Source organism: Cohnella thermotolerans DSM 17683 (assembly GCF_000429825.1).
Lineage (GTDB): Bacteria > Bacillota > Bacilli > Paenibacillales > Paenibacillaceae > Cohnella > Cohnella thermotolerans.
In genome coordinates this window covers 1-18,208 of sequence record NZ_AUCP01000048.1, presented here as the reverse complement: position 1 = coordinate 18,208, position 18,208 = coordinate 1, and the positions used below count along the sequence as shown (strand labels likewise).

At 60.4% G+C, this 18,208-nt stretch carries 17 protein-coding genes; 7 read left to right on the top strand and 10 right to left on the bottom strand.

Annotated elements, in window-relative coordinates; genetic code table 11:
- Window positions 1-2: 2 nt before the first annotated feature.
- The gene (locus G485_RS0109990; RefSeq protein WP_027092440.1) at window positions 3-497 is read right to left on the bottom strand and encodes a DinB family protein; all 495 of its coding nucleotides are present in this window, start codon (window positions 495-497) and stop codon (window positions 3-5) included.
- Window positions 498-682: 185 nt separating this feature from the next.
- Between G485_RS0109990 and G485_RS0109985 the strand changes: the two genes are divergently transcribed.
- Window positions 683-2,239, top strand: a complete 1,557-nt coding sequence (locus G485_RS0109985) for an ABC-F family ATP-binding cassette domain-containing protein (RefSeq protein WP_027092439.1) — start codon at window positions 683-685, stop codon at window positions 2,237-2,239.
- A 91-nt stretch (window positions 2,240-2,330) separates the two neighbouring features.
- On the opposite strand, the gene G485_RS0109975 is transcribed toward G485_RS0109985, so the two are convergent.
- Window positions 2,331-3,776: a nicotinate phosphoribosyltransferase gene (locus G485_RS0109975; protein WP_027092438.1), complete on the bottom strand. Its 1,446-nt coding sequence runs from the start codon at window positions 3,774-3,776 to the stop codon at window positions 2,331-2,333.
- Window positions 3,777-3,932: 156 nt separating this feature from the next.
- On the opposite strand from G485_RS0109975, the gene G485_RS0109970 reads away from it, so the two are divergent.
- The gene (locus G485_RS0109970) at window positions 3,933-4,280 is read left to right on the top strand and encodes a helix-turn-helix domain-containing protein (protein WP_027092437.1); all 348 of its coding nucleotides are present in this window, start codon (window positions 3,933-3,935) and stop codon (window positions 4,278-4,280) included.
- Between the two features lie 4 nt (window positions 4,281-4,284).
- Here G485_RS0109970 and G485_RS0109965 read toward each other — a convergent pair whose 3' ends face one another.
- Together G485_RS0109965 and G485_RS0109960 are read right to left on the bottom strand one after the other, a co-directional pair.
- Window positions 4,285-4,812: a sensor histidine kinase gene (locus G485_RS0109965; protein WP_027092436.1), complete on the bottom strand. Its 528-nt coding sequence runs from the start codon at window positions 4,810-4,812 to the stop codon at window positions 4,285-4,287.
- Entirely contained in the window at window positions 4,785-6,377 is a 1,593-nt protein-coding gene (locus tag G485_RS0109960; protein ID WP_027092435.1) for a 7TM diverse intracellular signaling domain-containing protein, read from the bottom strand. Before G485_RS0109960 ends, G485_RS0109965 begins: the two co-directional genes overlap by 28 nt.
- Before the next feature lie 123 nt (window positions 6,378-6,500).
- Here G485_RS0109960 and G485_RS0109955 point away from each other — a divergent pair, with 123 nt between their 5' ends.
- Genes G485_RS0109955 through G485_RS25880 form a run of 3 tightly spaced genes read left to right on the top strand, consistent with a single transcriptional unit; the run spans window position 6,501 to window position 9,468 of the window.
- Entirely contained in the window at window positions 6,501-7,235 is a 735-nt protein-coding gene (locus tag G485_RS0109955) for a response regulator transcription factor (protein ID WP_027092434.1), read from the top strand.
- Between the two features lie 48 nt (window positions 7,236-7,283).
- On the top strand, window positions 7,284-8,153 hold the full coding sequence (locus G485_RS0109950; protein WP_027092433.1) for a class I SAM-dependent methyltransferase: 870 nt from the start codon (window positions 7,284-7,286) through the stop codon (window positions 8,151-8,153).
- Between the two features lie 34 nt (window positions 8,154-8,187).
- Window positions 8,188-9,468, top strand: coding sequence for a CapA family protein (locus tag G485_RS25880; protein WP_051318154.1), 1,281 nt, complete (start codon window positions 8,188-8,190; stop codon window positions 9,466-9,468).
- Window positions 9,469-9,517: 49 nt separating this feature from the next.
- On the opposite strand, the gene G485_RS0109940 is transcribed toward G485_RS25880, so the two are convergent.
- Window positions 9,518-10,036, bottom strand: coding sequence for a MarR family transcriptional regulator (locus G485_RS0109940; protein WP_027092432.1), 519 nt, complete (start codon window positions 10,034-10,036; stop codon window positions 9,518-9,520).
- 202 nt (window positions 10,037-10,238) lie between these two features.
- Between G485_RS0109940 and G485_RS29840 the strand changes: the two genes are divergently transcribed.
- The gene (locus G485_RS29840; protein ID WP_156922244.1) at window positions 10,239-10,415 is read left to right on the top strand and encodes a hypothetical protein; all 177 of its coding nucleotides are present in this window, start codon (window positions 10,239-10,241) and stop codon (window positions 10,413-10,415) included.
- A 24-nt stretch (window positions 10,416-10,439) separates the two neighbouring features.
- On the opposite strand, the gene gyrA is transcribed toward G485_RS29840, so the two are convergent.
- From gyrA to G485_RS0109910, 5 genes are all read right to left on the bottom strand, one after another.
- Complete coding sequence (gene gyrA / locus G485_RS0109930; RefSeq protein WP_027092431.1) at window positions 10,440-12,905, bottom strand: DNA gyrase subunit A; 2,466 nt, start codon at window positions 12,903-12,905, stop codon at window positions 10,440-10,442.
- 26 nt (window positions 12,906-12,931) lie between these two features.
- Window positions 12,932-14,908, bottom strand: coding sequence for a DNA topoisomerase IV subunit B (parE, locus tag G485_RS0109925; RefSeq protein WP_027092430.1), 1,977 nt, complete (start codon window positions 14,906-14,908; stop codon window positions 12,932-12,934).
- A gap of 67 nt (window positions 14,909-14,975) precedes the next feature.
- Window positions 14,976-15,962 carry an ABC transporter permease gene (locus G485_RS0109920; RefSeq protein ID WP_027092429.1) on the bottom strand — a complete coding sequence of 329 codons (987 nt, stop codon included), beginning with the start codon at window positions 15,960-15,962 and terminating at the stop codon, window positions 14,976-14,978.
- Window positions 15,955-16,932: an ABC transporter ATP-binding protein gene (locus G485_RS0109915; protein ID WP_027092428.1), complete on the bottom strand. Its 978-nt coding sequence runs from the start codon at window positions 16,930-16,932 to the stop codon at window positions 15,955-15,957. Before G485_RS0109915 ends, G485_RS0109920 begins: the two co-directional genes overlap by 8 nt.
- A 15-nt stretch (window positions 16,933-16,947) precedes the next feature.
- On the bottom strand, window positions 16,948-17,766 hold the full coding sequence (locus G485_RS0109910) for a GDSL-type esterase/lipase family protein (RefSeq protein WP_027092427.1): 819 nt from the start codon (window positions 17,764-17,766) through the stop codon (window positions 16,948-16,950).
- Window positions 17,767-17,976: 210 nt separating this feature from the next.
- Here G485_RS0109910 and G485_RS30885 point away from each other — a divergent pair.
- Window positions 17,977-18,208, top strand: a 232-nt coding sequence (locus G485_RS30885; RefSeq protein ID WP_240489111.1) for a hypothetical protein, incomplete at its 3' end; no start/stop codon positions are given.

The window sequence follows — 18,208 nt, the reverse complement described above, 5'->3', positions numbered from 1 at the left end:
GCTTATTCGAACGAACGGCGCGCCGGCCAGGACTTCTGCAGCTTCCGAAGCAGAATGATCTGCCCCGTATGGTACGCGTCGTGCAAAATGAGGCTATTCGCCCAAAGCCCGATCGGCGTCTTCGGAATGCGGCGGTCGAAGTCTTTCTTTTTCAAGCCTGCCAATTGGTCGCGAATGGCCAGCTGAACCTCCTCCAGCTTGGCCAACGTCGCCTGCCACGCTTCCTCGTCCGCGCCCGCGCCCCCGAACGTATCGTCGTTGCTGACGCCTTCCGGATATTCGGCCTCCTCGCCGGTCAGTCTTTTCAGGAATCGCTCCTTGTAGAAAATCAGATGCAGCACGTTCTGCCAAATCGTGTTGATCGGACCGCCCGTCCTCGGCCGCCAGTTGGCTTGTTCCCATGTCACCCCTTGAAGCGCGTCCTTGAGCGGCGGATACCAGTCTTCCTTGTCGTAGGCGCTGTCCCACCCGTTCAGAATCAGTTCCATCTTGTTCATCGTCCCGACTCCTCTCCCGCAATTGTAGCGCTAGCGGATCCCGTATCTTCCATGATTATACAACGGCAGATCCGCAAACGTAAGGCCTCGATCCGCGGATAGCCCATTGAGCTAAGCGGCGGGGTCGAACTATAATGGAAGAATGTCGTTTCCAGTGCAACTATACGGAGAAAAGGTGTCGATCGATGAGCATTTTGACGGTAACGAATTTGAGCCACGGCTTCGGGGACCGGGCGATTCTGAGCGACGTGTCGTTCCGCCTGCTGAAGGGTGAGCACGTCGGGCTTGTCGGCGCCAACGGCGAAGGCAAGTCGACGTTCATGAACATTATTATGGGCAAGCTGGAGCCGGACGCCGGCAAGGTCGAATGGGCCAAGAAAGTGCGCGTCGGCTATCTGGACCAGCATTCGGTCCTGCGCAAGGGAATGACGATTCGCGACGTGCTGAAGAACGCGTTCCAATACTTGATCGACGCGGAAGCCGAAATGAACGGCATGTACGATAAAATGGGGGAAGCTTCGCCGGAAGAGCTGGAGCTGCTGCTGGAGGAAGTCGGCACGATTCAGGACTTGCTGAACAACAACGACTTCTATCTAATCGACGCGAAGGTGGAAGAGATCGCCCGCGGCTTGGGCTTGACGGATATCGGGCTGGATCGCGACGTCAGCGATCTGAGCGGCGGCCAGCGCACGAAGGTGCTGCTCGCCAAGCTGCTGCTGGAGAAGCCGGACATTCTGCTGCTGGACGAGCCGACCAACTACCTCGACGAATCGCATATCGAATGGCTGAAGCGGTTTTTGCAAAATTACGATAACGCCTTTATACTCGTCTCCCACGACATTCCGTTCCTGAACAGCGTCATAAACCTGATCTACCATATGGCCAATCAGCAGTTGACGCGCTACGTGGGCGATTACGACGCGTTCGTGCAGCAGCACGAAGCGAAGATGGCGCAGCTCGAATCCGCTTATAAGCGCCAACAGCAGGAGATCGCCGAGCTGAAGGACTTCGTCGCCCGTAACAAGGCGCGCGTCTCCACCCGCAATATGGCGATGTCCCGGCAGAAAAAGCTGGACAATATGGAGCTGATCGAGCTGGCCAAGGAGAAGCCGAAGCCGGAATTCCGCTTCAAGGAAGCGCGGACGTCCGGGCGGTTGATTTTCGAGACGCGGGATCTCGTTATCGGCTACGACGAGCCGCTGTCCCGCCCGCTCGATCTGAAGATGGAGCGCGGACAGAAGATCGCGCTTGTCGGCGCGAACGGCATCGGCAAGACGACGCTGCTGCGCAGCGTTCTCGGGGAAATTCCGGCGCTGTCGGGGCGGGTCGAGCGGGGCGAATTCCAATCGATCGGCTACTTCGAGCAGGAGAGCGACAAGGACGAGCAGCTCACCTGCATCGAGTCGGTCTGGAACGACTTCCCCGCCTTCACCCAGTTCGAGGTGCGCGCGGCGCTCGCCAAGTGCGGGCTGACGACGAAGCATATCGAGAGCAGAATCGCGGTGTTAAGCGGCGGCGAGAAGGCGAAAGTGCGGCTGTGCAAGCTGATCAACCGCGAGACGAACGTGCTTGTGCTCGACGAGCCCACGAACCATTTGGACGTGGACGCCAAGGAGGAGCTGAAGCGCGCCCTGCAAGCGTATAAGGGAAGTATTCTGCTCATCAGCCACGAGCCGGAATTTTACCGGGACGTGGCGACGGACGTCTGGAATTGCGAAGCGTGGACGACGAAAGTATTTTAACGCGAAGAAGGCATGCGAACCGTCGCGGACGGCCGCATGCCTTCGATCGATTTTCTGCCGGACGACGTTCCCCGCGACATACTATGATTTCCTAGCGGAACTTGTATTTGCGGATCAGGTCCATCTTCAGCTTCCATGCCTTCGTGCTCAAATCGACCGGATACGGCTCCGGATTGAGCTTGCGAAGGTACTCCGGCCAGAACAGCGACAGCTGCCGAAGATGATGTTCGCGAATGGCCCCCAGATCCGGCAGCTCGCCCGCCAGCTCGCCGTCGCGAAAGATCGGCTTCAGCAAGCTCTGAGCCTCGTAATCCTCCACCACTTGGTGGATATACGGATGAACCGGATCGAACAGCTCGATCGGCTCGCCTCTCTGGACGTCGGTCTCGTCGGTCAGCGCCACATAATCGGCGATCGCCATTCCGCTCTTCCGGTCGATGATGCGGTAGACGTCTTTGGCGCCCGGCGTCGACACCTTCTCCGGGTTGCCGGAAATTTTGATGACGGGCTCCCACTTGCCGTCCTTCTCGCGGGCGACGAGCTTGTAGACGCCGCCGAGCGCCGGCTGGTCGGCGGCCGTGATGAGCTGCGTGCCGACGCCCCAGACGTCGATGCGCGCGCCTTGGGCTTTCAGGTCCAGGATGATGTTCTCGTCCAGGTCGTTGGAAGCGACGATCTTCACATAGTCCAGCCCGGCGTCGTCGAGCATTTTGCGGGCCGCCTTGGACAAGTAAGACAGGTCTCCGCTGTCCAGCCGGATCGCGTTCATGCGGCTGCCGCGCGCCTCCATCCGCTTCGCGACCTTGATCGCGTTCGGAACGCCGCTCCGGAGCGTATCGTACGTATCGACGAGCAGCGTCACCTGGTTCGGCAGCGCCTGGGCGTACTTCTCGAACGCCTCCTCCTCCGTCTCGTGCTGCTGCACCCAGGCGTGGGCGTGCGTTCCCGACACCGGAATGCCGAACAGCATGCCCGCCCGCAGGTTCGACGTCGCATCGAAGCCGGCGATATACGAAGCCCGGGCACCCCAGACCGCGGCATCGGCCTCCTGCGCCCGTCGCGTGCCGAATTCAAGCAGCGTCTCGTTCGGCGCCACCTGCCGGATGCGGGCCGCCTTCGTGGCGATCAGCGTCTGGTAATTGATGAAATTAAGCAGCGCGGTCTCCAGCAGATGAGCCTCGAACGCGCGGGCTTCCACCCGCACCAACGGCTCGTTCGCGAAGACGACGGTCCCTTCCTCCATCGACCAGATGTTCCCGGTGAACCGGAATTGGCGGAGCTTCTCCAGAAATGCGGGATCGTAGCGCTCTTCCTGATTGGCCAAATAGGCCAATATTTCGTCGTCGAAGCGCAGGTGCCGCACGTATTCGACGAACCGCTCCAATCCGGCGAAAACCGCGAAGCCGTTGCCGAACGGGAGCTTGCGGAAATACGCCTCGAACACCACCCGGTCGTTCTCCGTTCCTCCTAGCCAATGAGCGTACATCATGTTGATCTGGTATTTGTCGGTATGCAGCGTTAAATTGGCGTAATTCAAGGTCTATTCCTCCGGTTTGGTACGTTTTCCCCTTGACATCGATACGATTTGTATCATAAATTACTAGTAGTAAGCTAGGATCCTCTGCTTGGACGATCCTATCGTCCCTCGCACGATTCGAATCCTTCCATTCCAAGGTTGCAAGGAGTAATGGTCATGAACATGGGAGAACGCCTTCGCGAGCTTAGACTGCAACGCAGCCTGTCCCAGGAAGAAGTCGCCCGTCACATCGGCATTACGCGCTCCGCTTACAGCCACTACGAAATTAACAACCGGCAGCCCGTTTATGGCACGTTGATCAAGCTCGCGTCGTTTTTCGACGTCTCCCTGGACTACATTATCGGCGGCAATTCCTCAAGGCAACCGCAGGAGATGGCGGAGACGAGCGATTCGAGAGAAATTTTGAAGCTGATCAAGGACATGAACCAGGAGCAGCGGAAGCAGTCGATCGGCCTCTTGCTGGACATTGTAAAAAACGAGCATCGCAATGAAGGAAGCGGATAATTCGTTACAAGTCTGCCCAGTCCGCGGAACGGTGAAGCGGCAATTCAATTTTGAAAACGCTGCCGCCCTTCTCCTCGTTGGCCGCGGTCAGCCGGCCTTCGTGCATCTCCACGATTTCCTTCGCGATGGACAGTCCCAGCCCGCTTCCGCCCGAGGAAGAGTGCCGGGACTTGTCGTTTTTGTAAAACCGTTCGAAAATGTGCGGCAAGTCGTCCGGATGAATGCCGCTTCCCGAATCCGCCACTTCCGCCCGCGCGATGCCCCGTTCCCTGTCGGCCGTAATGGACAGCCTGATGTTGCCGCCAGGCGGCGTATGCTTGATCGCGTTGTAGATCAAATTTGCGAACACCCGGTCCATCCGGTGCTCGTCGATCCGGACGCACGCGTCGTCGAAGCCGTCCCCTCCTCCGACGCCGGCGAATTCGAGCCCTTTCTCCTTCAGCTCCGGTTCGTATTCCTCCGTCAGCCTCGCCAGCCAATCTTTCAGCCGGACCGTCTCGAACGTCATCGGCGCCCGCCGCGACTCGAGCATGGACAGAACAGATCCTGAATCAGACGGTTAAGCCCTTCGACCTTCGTCAGCATCGAACGGATCGTCGTATCGCGCTGCTTCGGATCGCTGATGACGCCGTCGCGCAGCGCTTCGAGGTACCCTTGCAGCAGCGTGATCGGCGTGCGCAAATCGTGGGAGATGTTGCTCACGAGCTGGCGGCGGGACTGCTCCATCCGCTCCAGCCCACGCTTCGATTCCTCCAGCTCGGCGTAGGACTTCCTCAATTGCTCCGTGCGCTCGGCGATTCTCTCCTCCAGCAGATGGTTCCATTCTTTAAGCTCGAGCGACATCCGCTCGGCCCGAACGAACGTCCGGGAGAATCGGAGCGAGATCGACAGCGAGTTGAGCGCGATCAGGAACAGCAGCCCGAACGACACCATGTCGTAAGACCGCCACCATCCGTTGTAGAAAAAAATATCGTTCACGATCGTCGCCACCAGCCCCGCCACCCCGATCAGCGCCAGCCGCGCTCCTTCCCGCTTCCGGTACCAGGCGATCATGAGCCCGGTCAGCGTCGTCGCGCTGATGGCGAGCACATAGATCTGGTACGCCGCGATCCAGGCGCTGACTGTGAGAACGGGCAGCAGCCAGCAACCCGCGACGAGCAGCGCCCCGGCTATTTGAGAAGCCCGCAGCCAGCGCCTGGCAATCTCGTTCGGATACATCCGCTGATAGTAAGCGAAGCCGAACAGCGCGCTCAGGGCGAATGCGGAATACTCCAGGCGAGTGCCCGCCGTCCAGGTCAAGGAAGGGAACCAGCGGAAGAACAGGCCTTCTCCGATGACGCCCATCCGGCAAGCGACGAACAGACAGAGCAGCGCAAAAAACAAATTGGCGGATTCCTTCCGCCGAAGCGCGTAGAGTCCGAAATGGTAAAAGCCGATCATGATCAGGCAGCCGAACACGACGAGTTCCTGCGATTCCTTGCTGAAAACGAGCTTTTGAATCTGGTCGGAGGTGCCCAAGACGAGCTCGGTGCGGATGCCGCCGCGGCGGTGATCGAAGTTGGCGACGTCCAGCATGAGCTCGGTGCGATCCGTGCCGCCGTCGAAATAGACGGTGGCCGGAAGCTGATAAGGACGGGTCGACTGCGCGTCTGCGCCGGGTTGCCCTCGGGACAGCACCATTTCCCCGTCCACATACAACGAATAAGCGGTCGATATATTTGGCAGCCTTACGGCAAGCATTCCGCTATGCTTCTGATGCAATATCGTCAGTTTGTAAACGCCTCTGCCCTGATCGCTCAGCCGGACGCCGCCATCCGGCGCCGCGCCTCCCCACGTCTGCGGAACGGGGAACGTCGATCGAACGGGAGCGGCTTGTCCCGTTCCGTACCATTCGAACCGCCATTTACCGTCCAGCGGCAATAAGCCGCTCTCTCCGAACGGACGGTCCCTCAGGTCGAGCACGCCGTTCTCCGCGCGCGGCGGCGCCGAGCCGCCTTGCAGCGCGCAGCCCGCCAGCGAGAACATCAGCAACGCGAGGCCGATGCAGAGCCGTGCCAGCCGGAAGCGTCTTGTTCGCTTGCATTCATCGCCAATCATACCGTTCTCTCCCTGTGAATACTGCTGCCTTCCTCATCGTAAACGCGCATTGATTAGACGTCAACGCTTTCAGTATAATAGGGTACATATGGATTTCGACATGGGGTTATGGAGGGCAAGCCATTGAGCAGGCCGACAGGTACCATCCTGGTCGTCGACGATGAACGGGAGATTACCGAACTTATCAAGCTTTATTTGGAAAGGGAAGGCTTTGCCGTTCATACGTCGGACAACGGGGCCGACGCGATTCGGATTGCCGACGCGGTGAACCCGGAACTGATCATCCTGGACGTGACGCTCGGCATGCCGGACGGAATTGAAGTATGCCGGACGCTGCGCCGGGGAAGCTGTGCGAACGTGCCGATTCTGTTCCTCAGCTGCAAAAGCGAGGATGCCGATATTATTCACGGTCTGTCCGAAGGAGGCGACGATTACGTCACGAAGCCGTTCAGCCCGAGCCAACTGGTCGCGCGCGTGCAGGCGCACATCCGGCGCCGGCGAATGCGGGAGCGGCTTCCCGAACCGTCGGCGACGCTCCTGGCGTTCTCGGGCCTCGAGATCGACTTGCTCAAGCTTGAAGTGCGCCGCGACGGCGAAGCCGTCACGCTCTCCGTCAAGGAATTCGAGCTGCTTACGGTGCTCGCGCGCCAGCCGAACCGCGTTTTTCCGCTGGACGAACTGTACCGGCTGGTGTGGCACACCGACAGCATGGGCGACACCCGGACGTTGATGGTCCACATCAGCAATCTCCGCAAGAAGATCGAGCCCGATCCGGCGAACCCGGTTTATATCCAGACGGTCCGGGGCTTCGGCTACCGGTTCTCTCCCGAACCCGGCGAGAACCGGTCCGAAGCCTGACGGGCCTACAGCAACGTCCAAGGACGGGAAAAGGAAGAAGCGAAAACCATGAGATTGGCAACCGATTGGCAAGACTACGAACTGCTCGACACGGGCAGCGGCGAGAAGCTCGAGCGTTGGGGGAATATCGTCCTTCGCCGGCCCGATCCGCAGATCATCTGGCCGCTGACGCGGGAGACGCAAGAATGGAAGAACGCGCACGGCCACTACCACCGCAGCTCTTCGGGCGGCGGCCAGTGGCAGTTCAAGAAGGATTTACCCGATCGCTGGACGATCGGCTACGGGCCGCTGAAGTTCCATATCCGCCCGACCAACTTCAAGCATACGGGGCTGTTCCCGGAGCAAGCGGTCAACTGGAGCTGGATGATGAACCGCATCCGGAACGCGGGACGCCCGATCCGGGTGCTGAACCTGTTCGCCTATACCGGCGGGGCGACCGTCGCCGCGGCGTCGGCCGGCGCGGAAGTGTGCCACGTCGACGCCGCCAAGGGAATGGTCCAATGGGCGAAGGAGAACGCCCAGCTCTCCGGCCTTGAATCGGCGCCCATTCGCTACATTACGGACGACGTGTTCAAATTCGTGCAGCGCGAGCAGCGGCGCGGGCGCCAGTACGAAGCGATCATCATGGATCCGCCTTCGTACGGCCGGGGGCCGAACGGCGAGATGTGGAAGCTGGAAGAGAACCTGTACCCCTTCCTGGAGAGTTGCCGGGGGATTCTGTCGGACAACCCGCTGTTCGTGCTCGTCAATTCCTATACGACGGGGCTGTCTCCGACGGTGCTGCACAATCTGCTCCATCTGTCCATCGGCCGCAAATTCGGCGGCAAGCTGGACTGCGGCGAGATCGGGCTTCCGATCACGGCCAGCGGCCTGACGCTGCCATGCGGAATTTACGGCCGCTGGGAAAGCGAAGAATAATGCCGGGGCTGCGGGAACCGGAGGTGGGGCCGTTATGCCGTTGAAGCGGCAAAGGACGGGAGCGGTCGGCTGCGCGCTCGTCCTCTCGCTCGCTTTATCCGCTTGCGCTTTGCATGCGGCTCCGTCTCCTTCTTCCGTCTCCTCTTCCGCCCGGCCGGCGCCGGCCGGAACGATGCCGGCGAACCTCGGGACGGAGACGCCGCCCGCCGGCGGCTCGCAGACCGCATCCCCGCCAGAGAAGCCTCCGGTCGTGACGGAGGCTTCTCTTATGGCTGTCGGGGATATTATGGTGCACTCGCCCCAGCTTCCGGCCTATTACAATGCCAGAACCGGCCGCTACGACTTCTCGCCCTGGTTCTCCGAAGTGAAGCCGCTTCTCTCGCAAGGGGATTGGGTCGTCGGCAATTTGGAGACGCCCCTTGCGGGCAAGGATTTGAAGTATACCGGCTATCCGCGGTTCAACGCGCCGCCGGAGCTCGCCGAGACGCTTCGGGACGCCGGCTTCGACATTTTGTCCACCGCCAACAACCATACGCTCGACCGCGGCTACGTCGGACTTGCCCGAACGCTTCGCCGTTTGCGCGAAGCCGGACTGGTGCCCGTCGGAACCGCCGTCTCCCTGGCGGACTCGCAGCGGCTCGCGATCGTGGAGCGCAGCGGCATCAAGCTCGGCTTTCTGGCCTACACATACGGGACGAACGGCATTCCGCTTCCCAGGGACAAGCCTTACGCCGTCAACCTGATCTCCTTGCCCGCGATGTCGGCGGACATCGCCAGGCTGAAGCGGGCCGGCGCGGACGCGGTCGTCGTCTCCCTCCATTTCGGCACCGAGTACGAGCGCATGCCGAACGCCGGCCAACGCGCTCTCGCGCGGCAGACGATCGAAGCCGGCGCGGACATCGTTCTCGGCTCGCACTCTCACGTCGTGCAGCCGTACGAAACGATCGAGGTGGCCGATCCGCAAGCGCCCGGGGGCGTTCGGCGAGGCTTCGTCATCTATTCGCTGGGGAACTTCATCTCGAATCAAAAAGGGAACTGGAAGGACGTTGGCGTCATACTGAAGCTGAAGCTGACCAAGACGGCTCAGGCGGACGGAACGTCCTTGACGGAGTGGAGCGGCGTGGAGACGACGCCGACCTGGGTGTACACGCGCGAAGTCGGCAAGAAAAAATATTACGTTGTCCTCCCGCTTCCCCAGACGCTGGCCGCTCGAGCGAGCCAAGAACGGACGGAAGCCGAGTACGCCAAGATGGAGGAGCTGCTGAACGGAATGGGCCGGCATTTGCGGCGCCTGACGGCCGCTCCCGCCGGTTGAACATGTTGCCTATGAGACGGACCCGTCTAGCCTCTTGGACGGCCGGACATCAGCCGTTCGCCGCTTCCGCCGCCGGCCGCAGGGACTCGGCCGCGGAGCCGGGCTCGGCTCCGGCGGCCGCCTTGTCCCCGCCGCCAGCCCGTTCGGACAGCGATTCCCTCGTTCCCGCCACTTTGCCGATCAGATAAACGAGCAGCTGCCGATTGTGCAGCGACAGCCTTTCCAGCGAACGGCCGACGATGTCGCTTCGTATTTTCAGGCCGCGTTCCGCTTCCGCGCGTCCTCTGTCGGTCATGCTCACCCAGACGATGCGCCGGTCGTGGGCGTCCCGCTCCCGCCGGACGAGCCCGTTGCGCTCCATCCGGTCGAGCAGCGTCGTAATCGCCGCCGGCGTCGTCTCCAAATGGGGGAGCAGGTCGGAAGGCTTCATCGGCTCGTAGGCCAACATCAGCTCCAGCACCTGAAGCTGGCCTCCCGTCAGCTGGGGCGCAAGCTCCGCATCCATTTGCGTGTGCCAATCTTTCGTGAGTTTCATCCAGCTTTTCACAAATTCCGCCGCCATCTCCATTTCATCCCCTCCCGCTTTTCCCGAACAGTGCCTTCTCTTTTATTATACCTGGCGCCCATGTCGAATGATAGATTAACGGAATTAATGATTTACGACCTAAATCCTCACAAAAAGGTACGATGCGACAAACCGCGACATATACTAAAGTCAGAAGATGGTGAAACGCAGCGTTTCGAGGCTTGCGGTTCGGAGGCGAGCGATCGTGAATTCCGCGGAGGAACGTAAAAAAATGATCGGCCAAATGGCGAAGGAAGCCGGATTGCTGGAAGACCCACGTTGGCTGGAACGGCTCGACGAGCCGGTGCCGCTGTGGGTCGTGTTGGACATGATGCTGAAATGGATCGACCGTTCGGAGTCCGAGAACGGTCCGTTCGATTAACAAGGCTCAAGCCTTCTCGCGAAACTACGAAAGCAGCGGCTTCCGGAACGATTCGGTCAGCGGGTCCCCGCGGTCGACGGAGACGACCGCTTTGCCGTGCGTCCGCCGATCGTCGATCGGAGCCTCCTCGGATGAAAACTCCCGCGTCGCGCCTCCGGCCGTAACCGCTTCGATGGTTGCGGCTTCTTTGACATGGAACGCGGAGACGATCCGGTTCCCGTTCGGTTTCACACGCTTGCCTTCCTTGAATTCGAACGTCTGAATCCCTTTGCCGCCGCGTCCCTGCTGCGGATAATCGATAAGCAGCGAACGCTTGGCATAGCCCAGATCCGTCAGGACGAGCACTTCGCCTTCGTCCCCGGATACGGGGAAGCCTCCCGCGACATGGTCGCCTTCCTTCAGCGCAATACCCCTCACGCCGCCGGCCACCCGACCTTGCAGGCTGACCTCGTTTTCCTGGAAGCGGATGCTCATGCCTTGCTCGGTGACGAGCATAATCTCCTGGGCTTCGTCGCTGCGGTACACGGCAACGACTTCGTCGCCGTCAGCCAGCTTGATCGCCGCGATGGCGGTGCTGCGGTTCGTCGCATACTCCGTCAGCAGCGAGCGCTTCACCTGGCCGCGCCGGGTGACGAAGACGAGCGCGGAGCCGGCGACCTGCCCTTCGGCGGCCGCCGCGTTCCAATCGCCCGGCTTCGTCGGAATGACGGAGACGATCCGGTCTTCCTTGGACAAGGGCAGCAGGTTGACGATCGCCGTTCCGGTGTCCTTCCATTTGAACTCCGGAATCTGGTGAACCGGAAGCAGAAAGTACTGGCCCTTCTGCGTGAACAGCAGCAGCGAATCGAGCGTATTCGGCTGAAGGCTCCAGCGGATGACGTCGCCTTCCTTCACGCCCGAGCTGCCGAGGTCCCCGCCCGAGCGGGTGAACGACAGCAGGCTCGTCCGCTTGACGTAGCCTTGGCGGCTGAGCGTGACGACGACCTCCTCCGAAGGCACCGTCACTTCCAGGTTGACCTTCAACTCTTCCACTTCGCCCTGAATGACAGAGCGCCGATCGATGCCGTATTTGCCGCGAATTTCGCCGAGCTCGTCCTTGATGACGCCCAGCAGCTTCTTAGGATTCTCTAGAATGGCGCGAAGCTGCTGAATCTTCTTGACCGTGTCGGCGTGCTCCTTCTCCAGCGACGTAATCTCGAGATTGGTCAGCCGGTACAATTGCAGCGTCAAGATTGCGTCGGCCTGGCGCTCGGAGAAGCCGAACTTGGCGACCAGGTTGTTTTGCGCGTCCTGGCGGTTCTTGGAAGCTTTGATCGTCTCGATCACTTCGTCGAGCAGGTTCAGCGCCTTGACGAGCCCTTCCAGCACGTGCGCGCGGTCCTCGGCCTTCTCCAGGTCGAACTGCGTCCGATGCGTCACGACTTCCTTCTGGTGGGCGATGTACGCTTCGAGAATTTGCTTGACGCCGAGCTGGCGCGGCGCTTTGTTGACGATCGCGACCATGTTGAAGCTGTAGACGACCTGCAGGTCCGTCTTCTTCAGCAAATACGCGAGAATGCCTTCGGCGTCCGCATCCTTCTTCAGCTCGATGACGATGCGCAAGCCGTTCCGCCCGCTCTCGTCCCGCACCTCGGCGATGCCTTCCACCTTTTTCTCGGCGCGCAGGTTGTCGATGGCGCTGACGAGCTTGGACTTCACGACCTGGTACGGAATTTCGGTCACGACGATCTGCTGCTTGCCCCCGCGCACATCCTCGATCGCCGTCTTGGAGCGAAGATGAATCCGTCCTTTGCCGGTCTCGTACGCTTCGCGAATGCCTTCTTCGCCCATGATGATGCCGCCCGTCGGGAAGTCGGGACCGCGCAGCACGCTCATCAGCTCGTCCACGGTCATGTCCGGCTTGTCCATGAGCGCCACGCAGGCGTCGATCACTTCCCGCAGGTTGTGCGGCGGAATTTCCGTCGCGAAGCCGGATGAGATGCCGCTGACTCCGTTAACGAGCAGGTTCGGGTAGCGGGAAGGCAGCACGACGGGCTCCTTCGCCGTGTTGTCGAAGTTGTCCTTGAACAGCACGGTCCGCTTCTCGATGTCCCGCAGCAGCTCCATCGCGATCGGCGACAGCCGCGCTTCGGTGTAACGCATCGCCGCGGGCGGATCGTCGTCCATCGAGCCCCAGTTGCCGTGGCCGTCGATGAGCGTGTGCGCCATTTTCCACGGCTGCGCCATCCGCACCATGCCGTCGTAGATGGACGCGTCGCCATGGGGATGGTAGTTGCCCATAACGTCACCGACCGTCTTCGCGGATTTGCGGTACGGCTTGTCGGGCGTGTTGTTCGAATCGTACATCGCGTACAGGATGCGGCGCTGAACGGGCTTCAGCCCGTCGCGCACGTCGGGAATGGCCCGGTCTTGAATGATGTATTTGGAATAGCGCCCGAAGCGGTCGCCTACGACCTCTTCCAGGAACGCCGGCAAAAATTGCTCCAGCAAGCTTTAACGCCCCTTTCTTCTGTGCCTCACTCCTCGAATTCGGTGAAATCGACGTTGTCGATGATCCACCTTTTGCGCGGATCGACTTTGTCGCCCATCAGCGTCGATACGCGGCGTTCGGCTTTGGCGGCGTCTTCGATCTGCACCTGCAGCAGCGTGCGCGTCTCGGGATTCATCGTCGTCTCCCACAGCTGCTCGGGGTTCATTTCCCCCAGCCCTTTGTACCGCTGCAGCTCCGCGTTTTTGCCGAATTCCTTCATATAATTTTGCAGCTGCTCGTCCGTCCAGGCGTAACGCACCGTTTCCAGCTTGCCCGACTTGCGCGTGATCTTGTACAGCGGAGGCTGGGCGATGAACACCTTGCCGGCGTCGATCAGCGATTTCATGTAACGGTAGAAAAACGTCAGCAGCAGCACCTGAATGTGCGCGCCGTCGGTGTCGGCGTCGGTCATGATGATGATTTTGGAGTAATTGCTCTCTTCCACGTCGAATTCGGAGCCAATTCCCGCGCCGATCGTGGCGATGATCGCCTTGTATTCGTCGTTCTTCAAGATGTCGGCCAGCTTCGCCTTCTCGGGGTTCATCGGCTTGCCCTTGAGCGGCAGAATCGCCTGATACTTCGAATCCCGCCCCTGCTTCGCGGATCCGCCCGCCGAATCGCCCTCGACGATGAACAGCTCGTTGCGCGAGCTGTCCTTCGACTGCGCCGGCGACAGCTTGCCTCCGAGGCTCGGGCTGTCGCTGCGCTTCTTGCCGCTGCGAATCTCGTCGCGCGCCTTCCTCGCCGCCTCGCGCGCCTTGGACGCCTGAATCGCCTTCCGGATGAGCGCCTGGCCGACCTGGGGATTCTCCTCCAGGAAGATCGCCATCTTCTCGGCGACGACCGCGTCCGTCGCGCTCCGCGCGGAAGCGCTGCCGAGCTGGTCCTTCGTCTGCCCGACGAATTCCACTTCCGCCATTTTGATGTTGATGACGGCCATCATGCCCTCGCGCAGGTCGTTGCCTTCGAGGTTTTTGTCCTTCTCCTTGAGCTGTCCGGTCTTGCGGGCGTACTCGTTCATGACGCGGGTGTACGCCGTCTTGAAGCCGGTCTCGTGCGTGCCGCCGCCGCGCGTCGGAATCGAGTTGACGAACGAAGCGATCGTCTCCGTGTACCCGTCGTTGTACTGCAGCGCCACTTCGACCTCGATGTCGTCCTTCTCCGCGATAAAATGAATGACATCGTGCAGCACCGACTTGCCCTCGTTCAGAAATTGAACGAACTGGCTCGCTCCGCCCTCGTAATAGAACGTCTCTTCCTGCCCGCCCGGGCGCTCGTCCTTCAGCACAACCTTCAGCCCGGAATTGAGGAAGGCGATCTCCTGCAGCCGCTCCGCGAGCGTGTCGTAGTTCAGAGTCACGTTGCCGTGGAAAACTTTCCGGTCCGGCTTGAACGTCACCTTCGTCCCGGTCTTGTTCGTATTCCCCAGCACTTCCAGTCCGCCGACCGGTTCGCCGACGTGCTCCTTGCCGGACGTGTCGGTCCACGTCTCGAAGCGCTGCCTATGTATTTTCCCGTCGCGGTAGATTTCGACTTCCAGCCATTCGGACAGCGCGTTCGTCACGGAAGCGCCGACGCCGTGCAGGCCGCCCGATTTCTTGTAGCCGCCGCCTCCGAATTTGCCGCCCGCGTGCAGAATCGTGAAAACGACCTGCGGCGTCGGAATGCCCATCTTGTGCATGCCGGTCGGAATGCCTCTTCCGTTGTCCAGCACCGTCACGGAGTTGTCCGGATGAATGGTCACGTCGATGCGCGTGCAATATTTTGCCAAATGCTCGTCCACCGCGTTGTCCACGATTTCCCACACCAGATGGTGCAAGCCGGACGAGGTCGTGCTGCCGATATACATGCCCGGCCGTTTGCGCACGGCCGTCAGGCCTTCCAGCACCTGAATGTCGTCCGCGCTGTAATCCGTTCCCGCCTGCGCCGCCGATTCGGCGAACAGATCGATTTGTTCGGCCACGAAGGGTCCTCCTTGCTTCTGTCACTTCGCTTGCCCCTGCGTACCGGCAAGCTCACTTCCGACTATTTTAATTCATCACATCTTGCTTCGTAAAGACCGCGAATGCCGCAGCCAGCGCCGCCAAGCCCCAAACGCCTAGAACCGCAAGGGAAAATCCGAGCGTCATCCCTTCGATCGGAGGCGGCGTTCCCCGCAAGTAAACCGTCAAATCGAGGTTGACGTTGAACAAATATTTGGCGCTGTGCCAGGAAGAGGCCATGTTCGCCAAGATCGCGCCGGAGATCACGGCCGCCATCATCGTCACGAGGCTCGCCGCCGTGCTGCGGAGAAGAACGGATACGAGCAGCGCGATGAAGGCGACGATGAGCGCCGAATACCAGACGAGCCCCATCTCCATGAGCAGAAATTGTCCTCGTGTGACCGCGTGAACCGCCGACGTGTCGATGTCCGTGCCGTTCAGTCCGAAGCCGACGAACACCGGCTCGCCCCATCCCTCGTAGCCGAACGCCAAGCCGGAGATCAGGTAGGCGAGAACCGTCGTCGAGACGACGATAAGGGAGACGTATAAAATAAGCGTGACCCATTTGGCGAAAAGGATGCGCCACCGCCTGACCGGCCGCGTGAGCAGCATCTTGATCGTCCCTGCCGACCGCTCGGAGGAGACGAGATCGGAGGCGATCGCCAGCACCATGAGCGGGATGAACAGCGTCACCGAATTTTCCAGGAACGAGCTTGTGAAGGTGACGGCGTTGGGTGTGTTCGGGTTGACGTCGTGGTCCAGGTAATACTGGAGCTGTTGAACGAGCGCCCGCCGCCATTTTTTCCATTCGTCCGGGATCCGGTCGCTCGACAGCGCATTCGTGTTGTCCGTAATTCGTTGCTGGACTTCCGCGCGCCAATCCGCAAACTTCTCGGCGTTGTTCCGGGCGATTTTAGCTTGCGCATAGACGAAAACCGGGATAAGGACGAGGAGCACGAGCAGGACGACGGCGAACCTTTTTTTGCGCCAAACCTTGATCGTTTCGTTGTGTACGAGCGCCAGCAAATTAGCCAATCGACTCCCCCTCCGTCAGCTTCAAAAATAGCTCTTCGAGCGAAGGCGCGACCTTGTGGACCGCCTGCACGCCGATGCCGGCCGCGACAAACCGCTGCACCCAGACGGGGATCGAAGCCTCGTCCATCGCCGTAACGATTGCGTCCGGCAACGACGACAGCAGCCCTTCGTCGATGCGGTGCTCCCCTTCGCCTATAAGCTTCACGTCCGGTTGGCGCTCGAACAGCTTACGTCCTTCCACCGGCTTGTCGAGCTGCCAGACCGTATACGATCCGGCTTGCCGCAGCAGCTCCTCCACCTCGCCGACGGCGATCACCTCGCCCTGGGCGATAATCGCCACCCGGTCGCACATCTGCTGAATCTCGCCGAGCAAATGGCTCGAGACGAACAGGCTCATCCCTTCGTTGGCCAGCCGGCGAATAAAGGCGCGCAGCTCCTTAATCCCCTTCGGATCGAGACCGTTCGTCGGCTCGTCCAATATAAGCAGCTTCGGCGCCCCGAGCAGCGCCTGAGCGATGCCGAGCCGCTGCCGCATGCCGAGCGAATACGTCTTCACCTTGTCGTGAATCCGCTTGTCCAATTGCACGATCGCCGCCACTTCCGCGATCCGCTCGCGGGTAATGCCCTTCTGCATCCGCGCGAAATGCTCCAGATTCTCCCATCCCGTCAGGTAAGGGTACATTTCGGGATTTTCCACGATGCAGCCGACGCTTCGGAGCGCCCTCTCGGGATGGCGGTTCACGTCTTCGCCGCAGACGAGCACGCGGCCCGAAGACGGCTTGACGAGATCGACCAGCATCCGGATCGTCGTCGTCTTGCCCGAACCGTTGGGCCCGAGGAAGCCGAAAATCTCGCCCGCATACACATCGAAGGAAACGTTGCGGATCACGAGCTTGCGTCCGATGTACTTCTTAAGCTGCTGCACCGATAGTACGACTTCTTTGTTGGCGGCACGGGTTTCCACCGTCATCTTCGCCTCCTTCGGTTACTGGAGCGCCTGGACGATTCGCTCCGCGATCCGGGCGTAGCCTTGCGAATTGGGATGGAAATGGTCCGAAGACAGATAAGTCTTCACGTTCGCTTCGAACAAATCGTAAGTCGGAACGATCGTCGCATTGCCGTCGGCCGTCGCCAGCTGGTGCACGTAGTCGTTCCAGTCGAGAATCGAGGCGCTGACCGGCCGGGCTTCCGGCAGGTCGTAAAACGGATTGTACAGGCCGACGCACACGATCCGGGCGTTCGGGTTGATCTTGCGCAACTTGGCGAAAACGTCGTCCATCAGCGGCTCCGTTTGCGGCAGCAGCCGCTTGAGCAGCTCCGGCGAGATATCCCCGCCCTGGGCGACGGAACCTCCGTTCTGCGCGATCTGGAACAAGTCGTTGCCTCCGATCGTCAGCAGAACGATATCCGCCCGGCCGACCGATTCCTGCACGCCTTTCTCATCCAATTGATCGACGAGTCTTACCGCCGTCAAGCCGTTCACGGCCAAATTGTTGACCAGCGTAACGGGTTTGCCGAAAGCCTGCTTCAGCAGATCAATCGTTCGTTTGACATAGCCTTCGCCCGTCTCGTCGCCGGTGCCGCGCGTGAGCGAGTCGCCGAGCGCCGTTACCAGCAGCTTCGGCTTGTCCGCGAGGCTGCCGGCCGTCGCTGTCGGCGGAGCCGACGCCTCCGGCAGCGCCACGCTCGGCGCGGGGTACCATGCGTCCCGGAGCGCCAGGACGAAGCCGGACAGCATCAGCAGCGTACACGCCAGCGCCGCAAAACCGAGAATCGGCCACAGCTTGGATTCGGAAGGTCGCATATGGGACAACTGTTTTTCCCCCTTTACGGCGCGGAGCGACTTTTCTTTCCTTCACGATAATACTTCCTTCACGAATTATCAAATTCTGCCTTAAGTCTGCGGGTAGTAAGGGCTTCGGACTCGCTTACGCCTCTCCCTACCCTTTGCCTCTCTTTGACTCCTCACAGGCAACTCCTCCCACTATCCCCTCGATTCAGGGGGGCGGCAGTCATGAATCCGCGTTTATATAACGACCCCATTCTCTTATCCCATTCAATCAGTAATACGCTAAACATTCGTCACCAAAACTTTCAATCAAAATACGAAAAAGAATTGAAACGAGAACGTTTGTTTGGTATAATGGGATCGCGAACAAATGTTCTTGTTGGAGGGTTGCGGATGGGGATCGAGCGTCTGTCGTTTTCCGACTTCTGCCGAATGTACGATTCCGAGCACGCTTGCG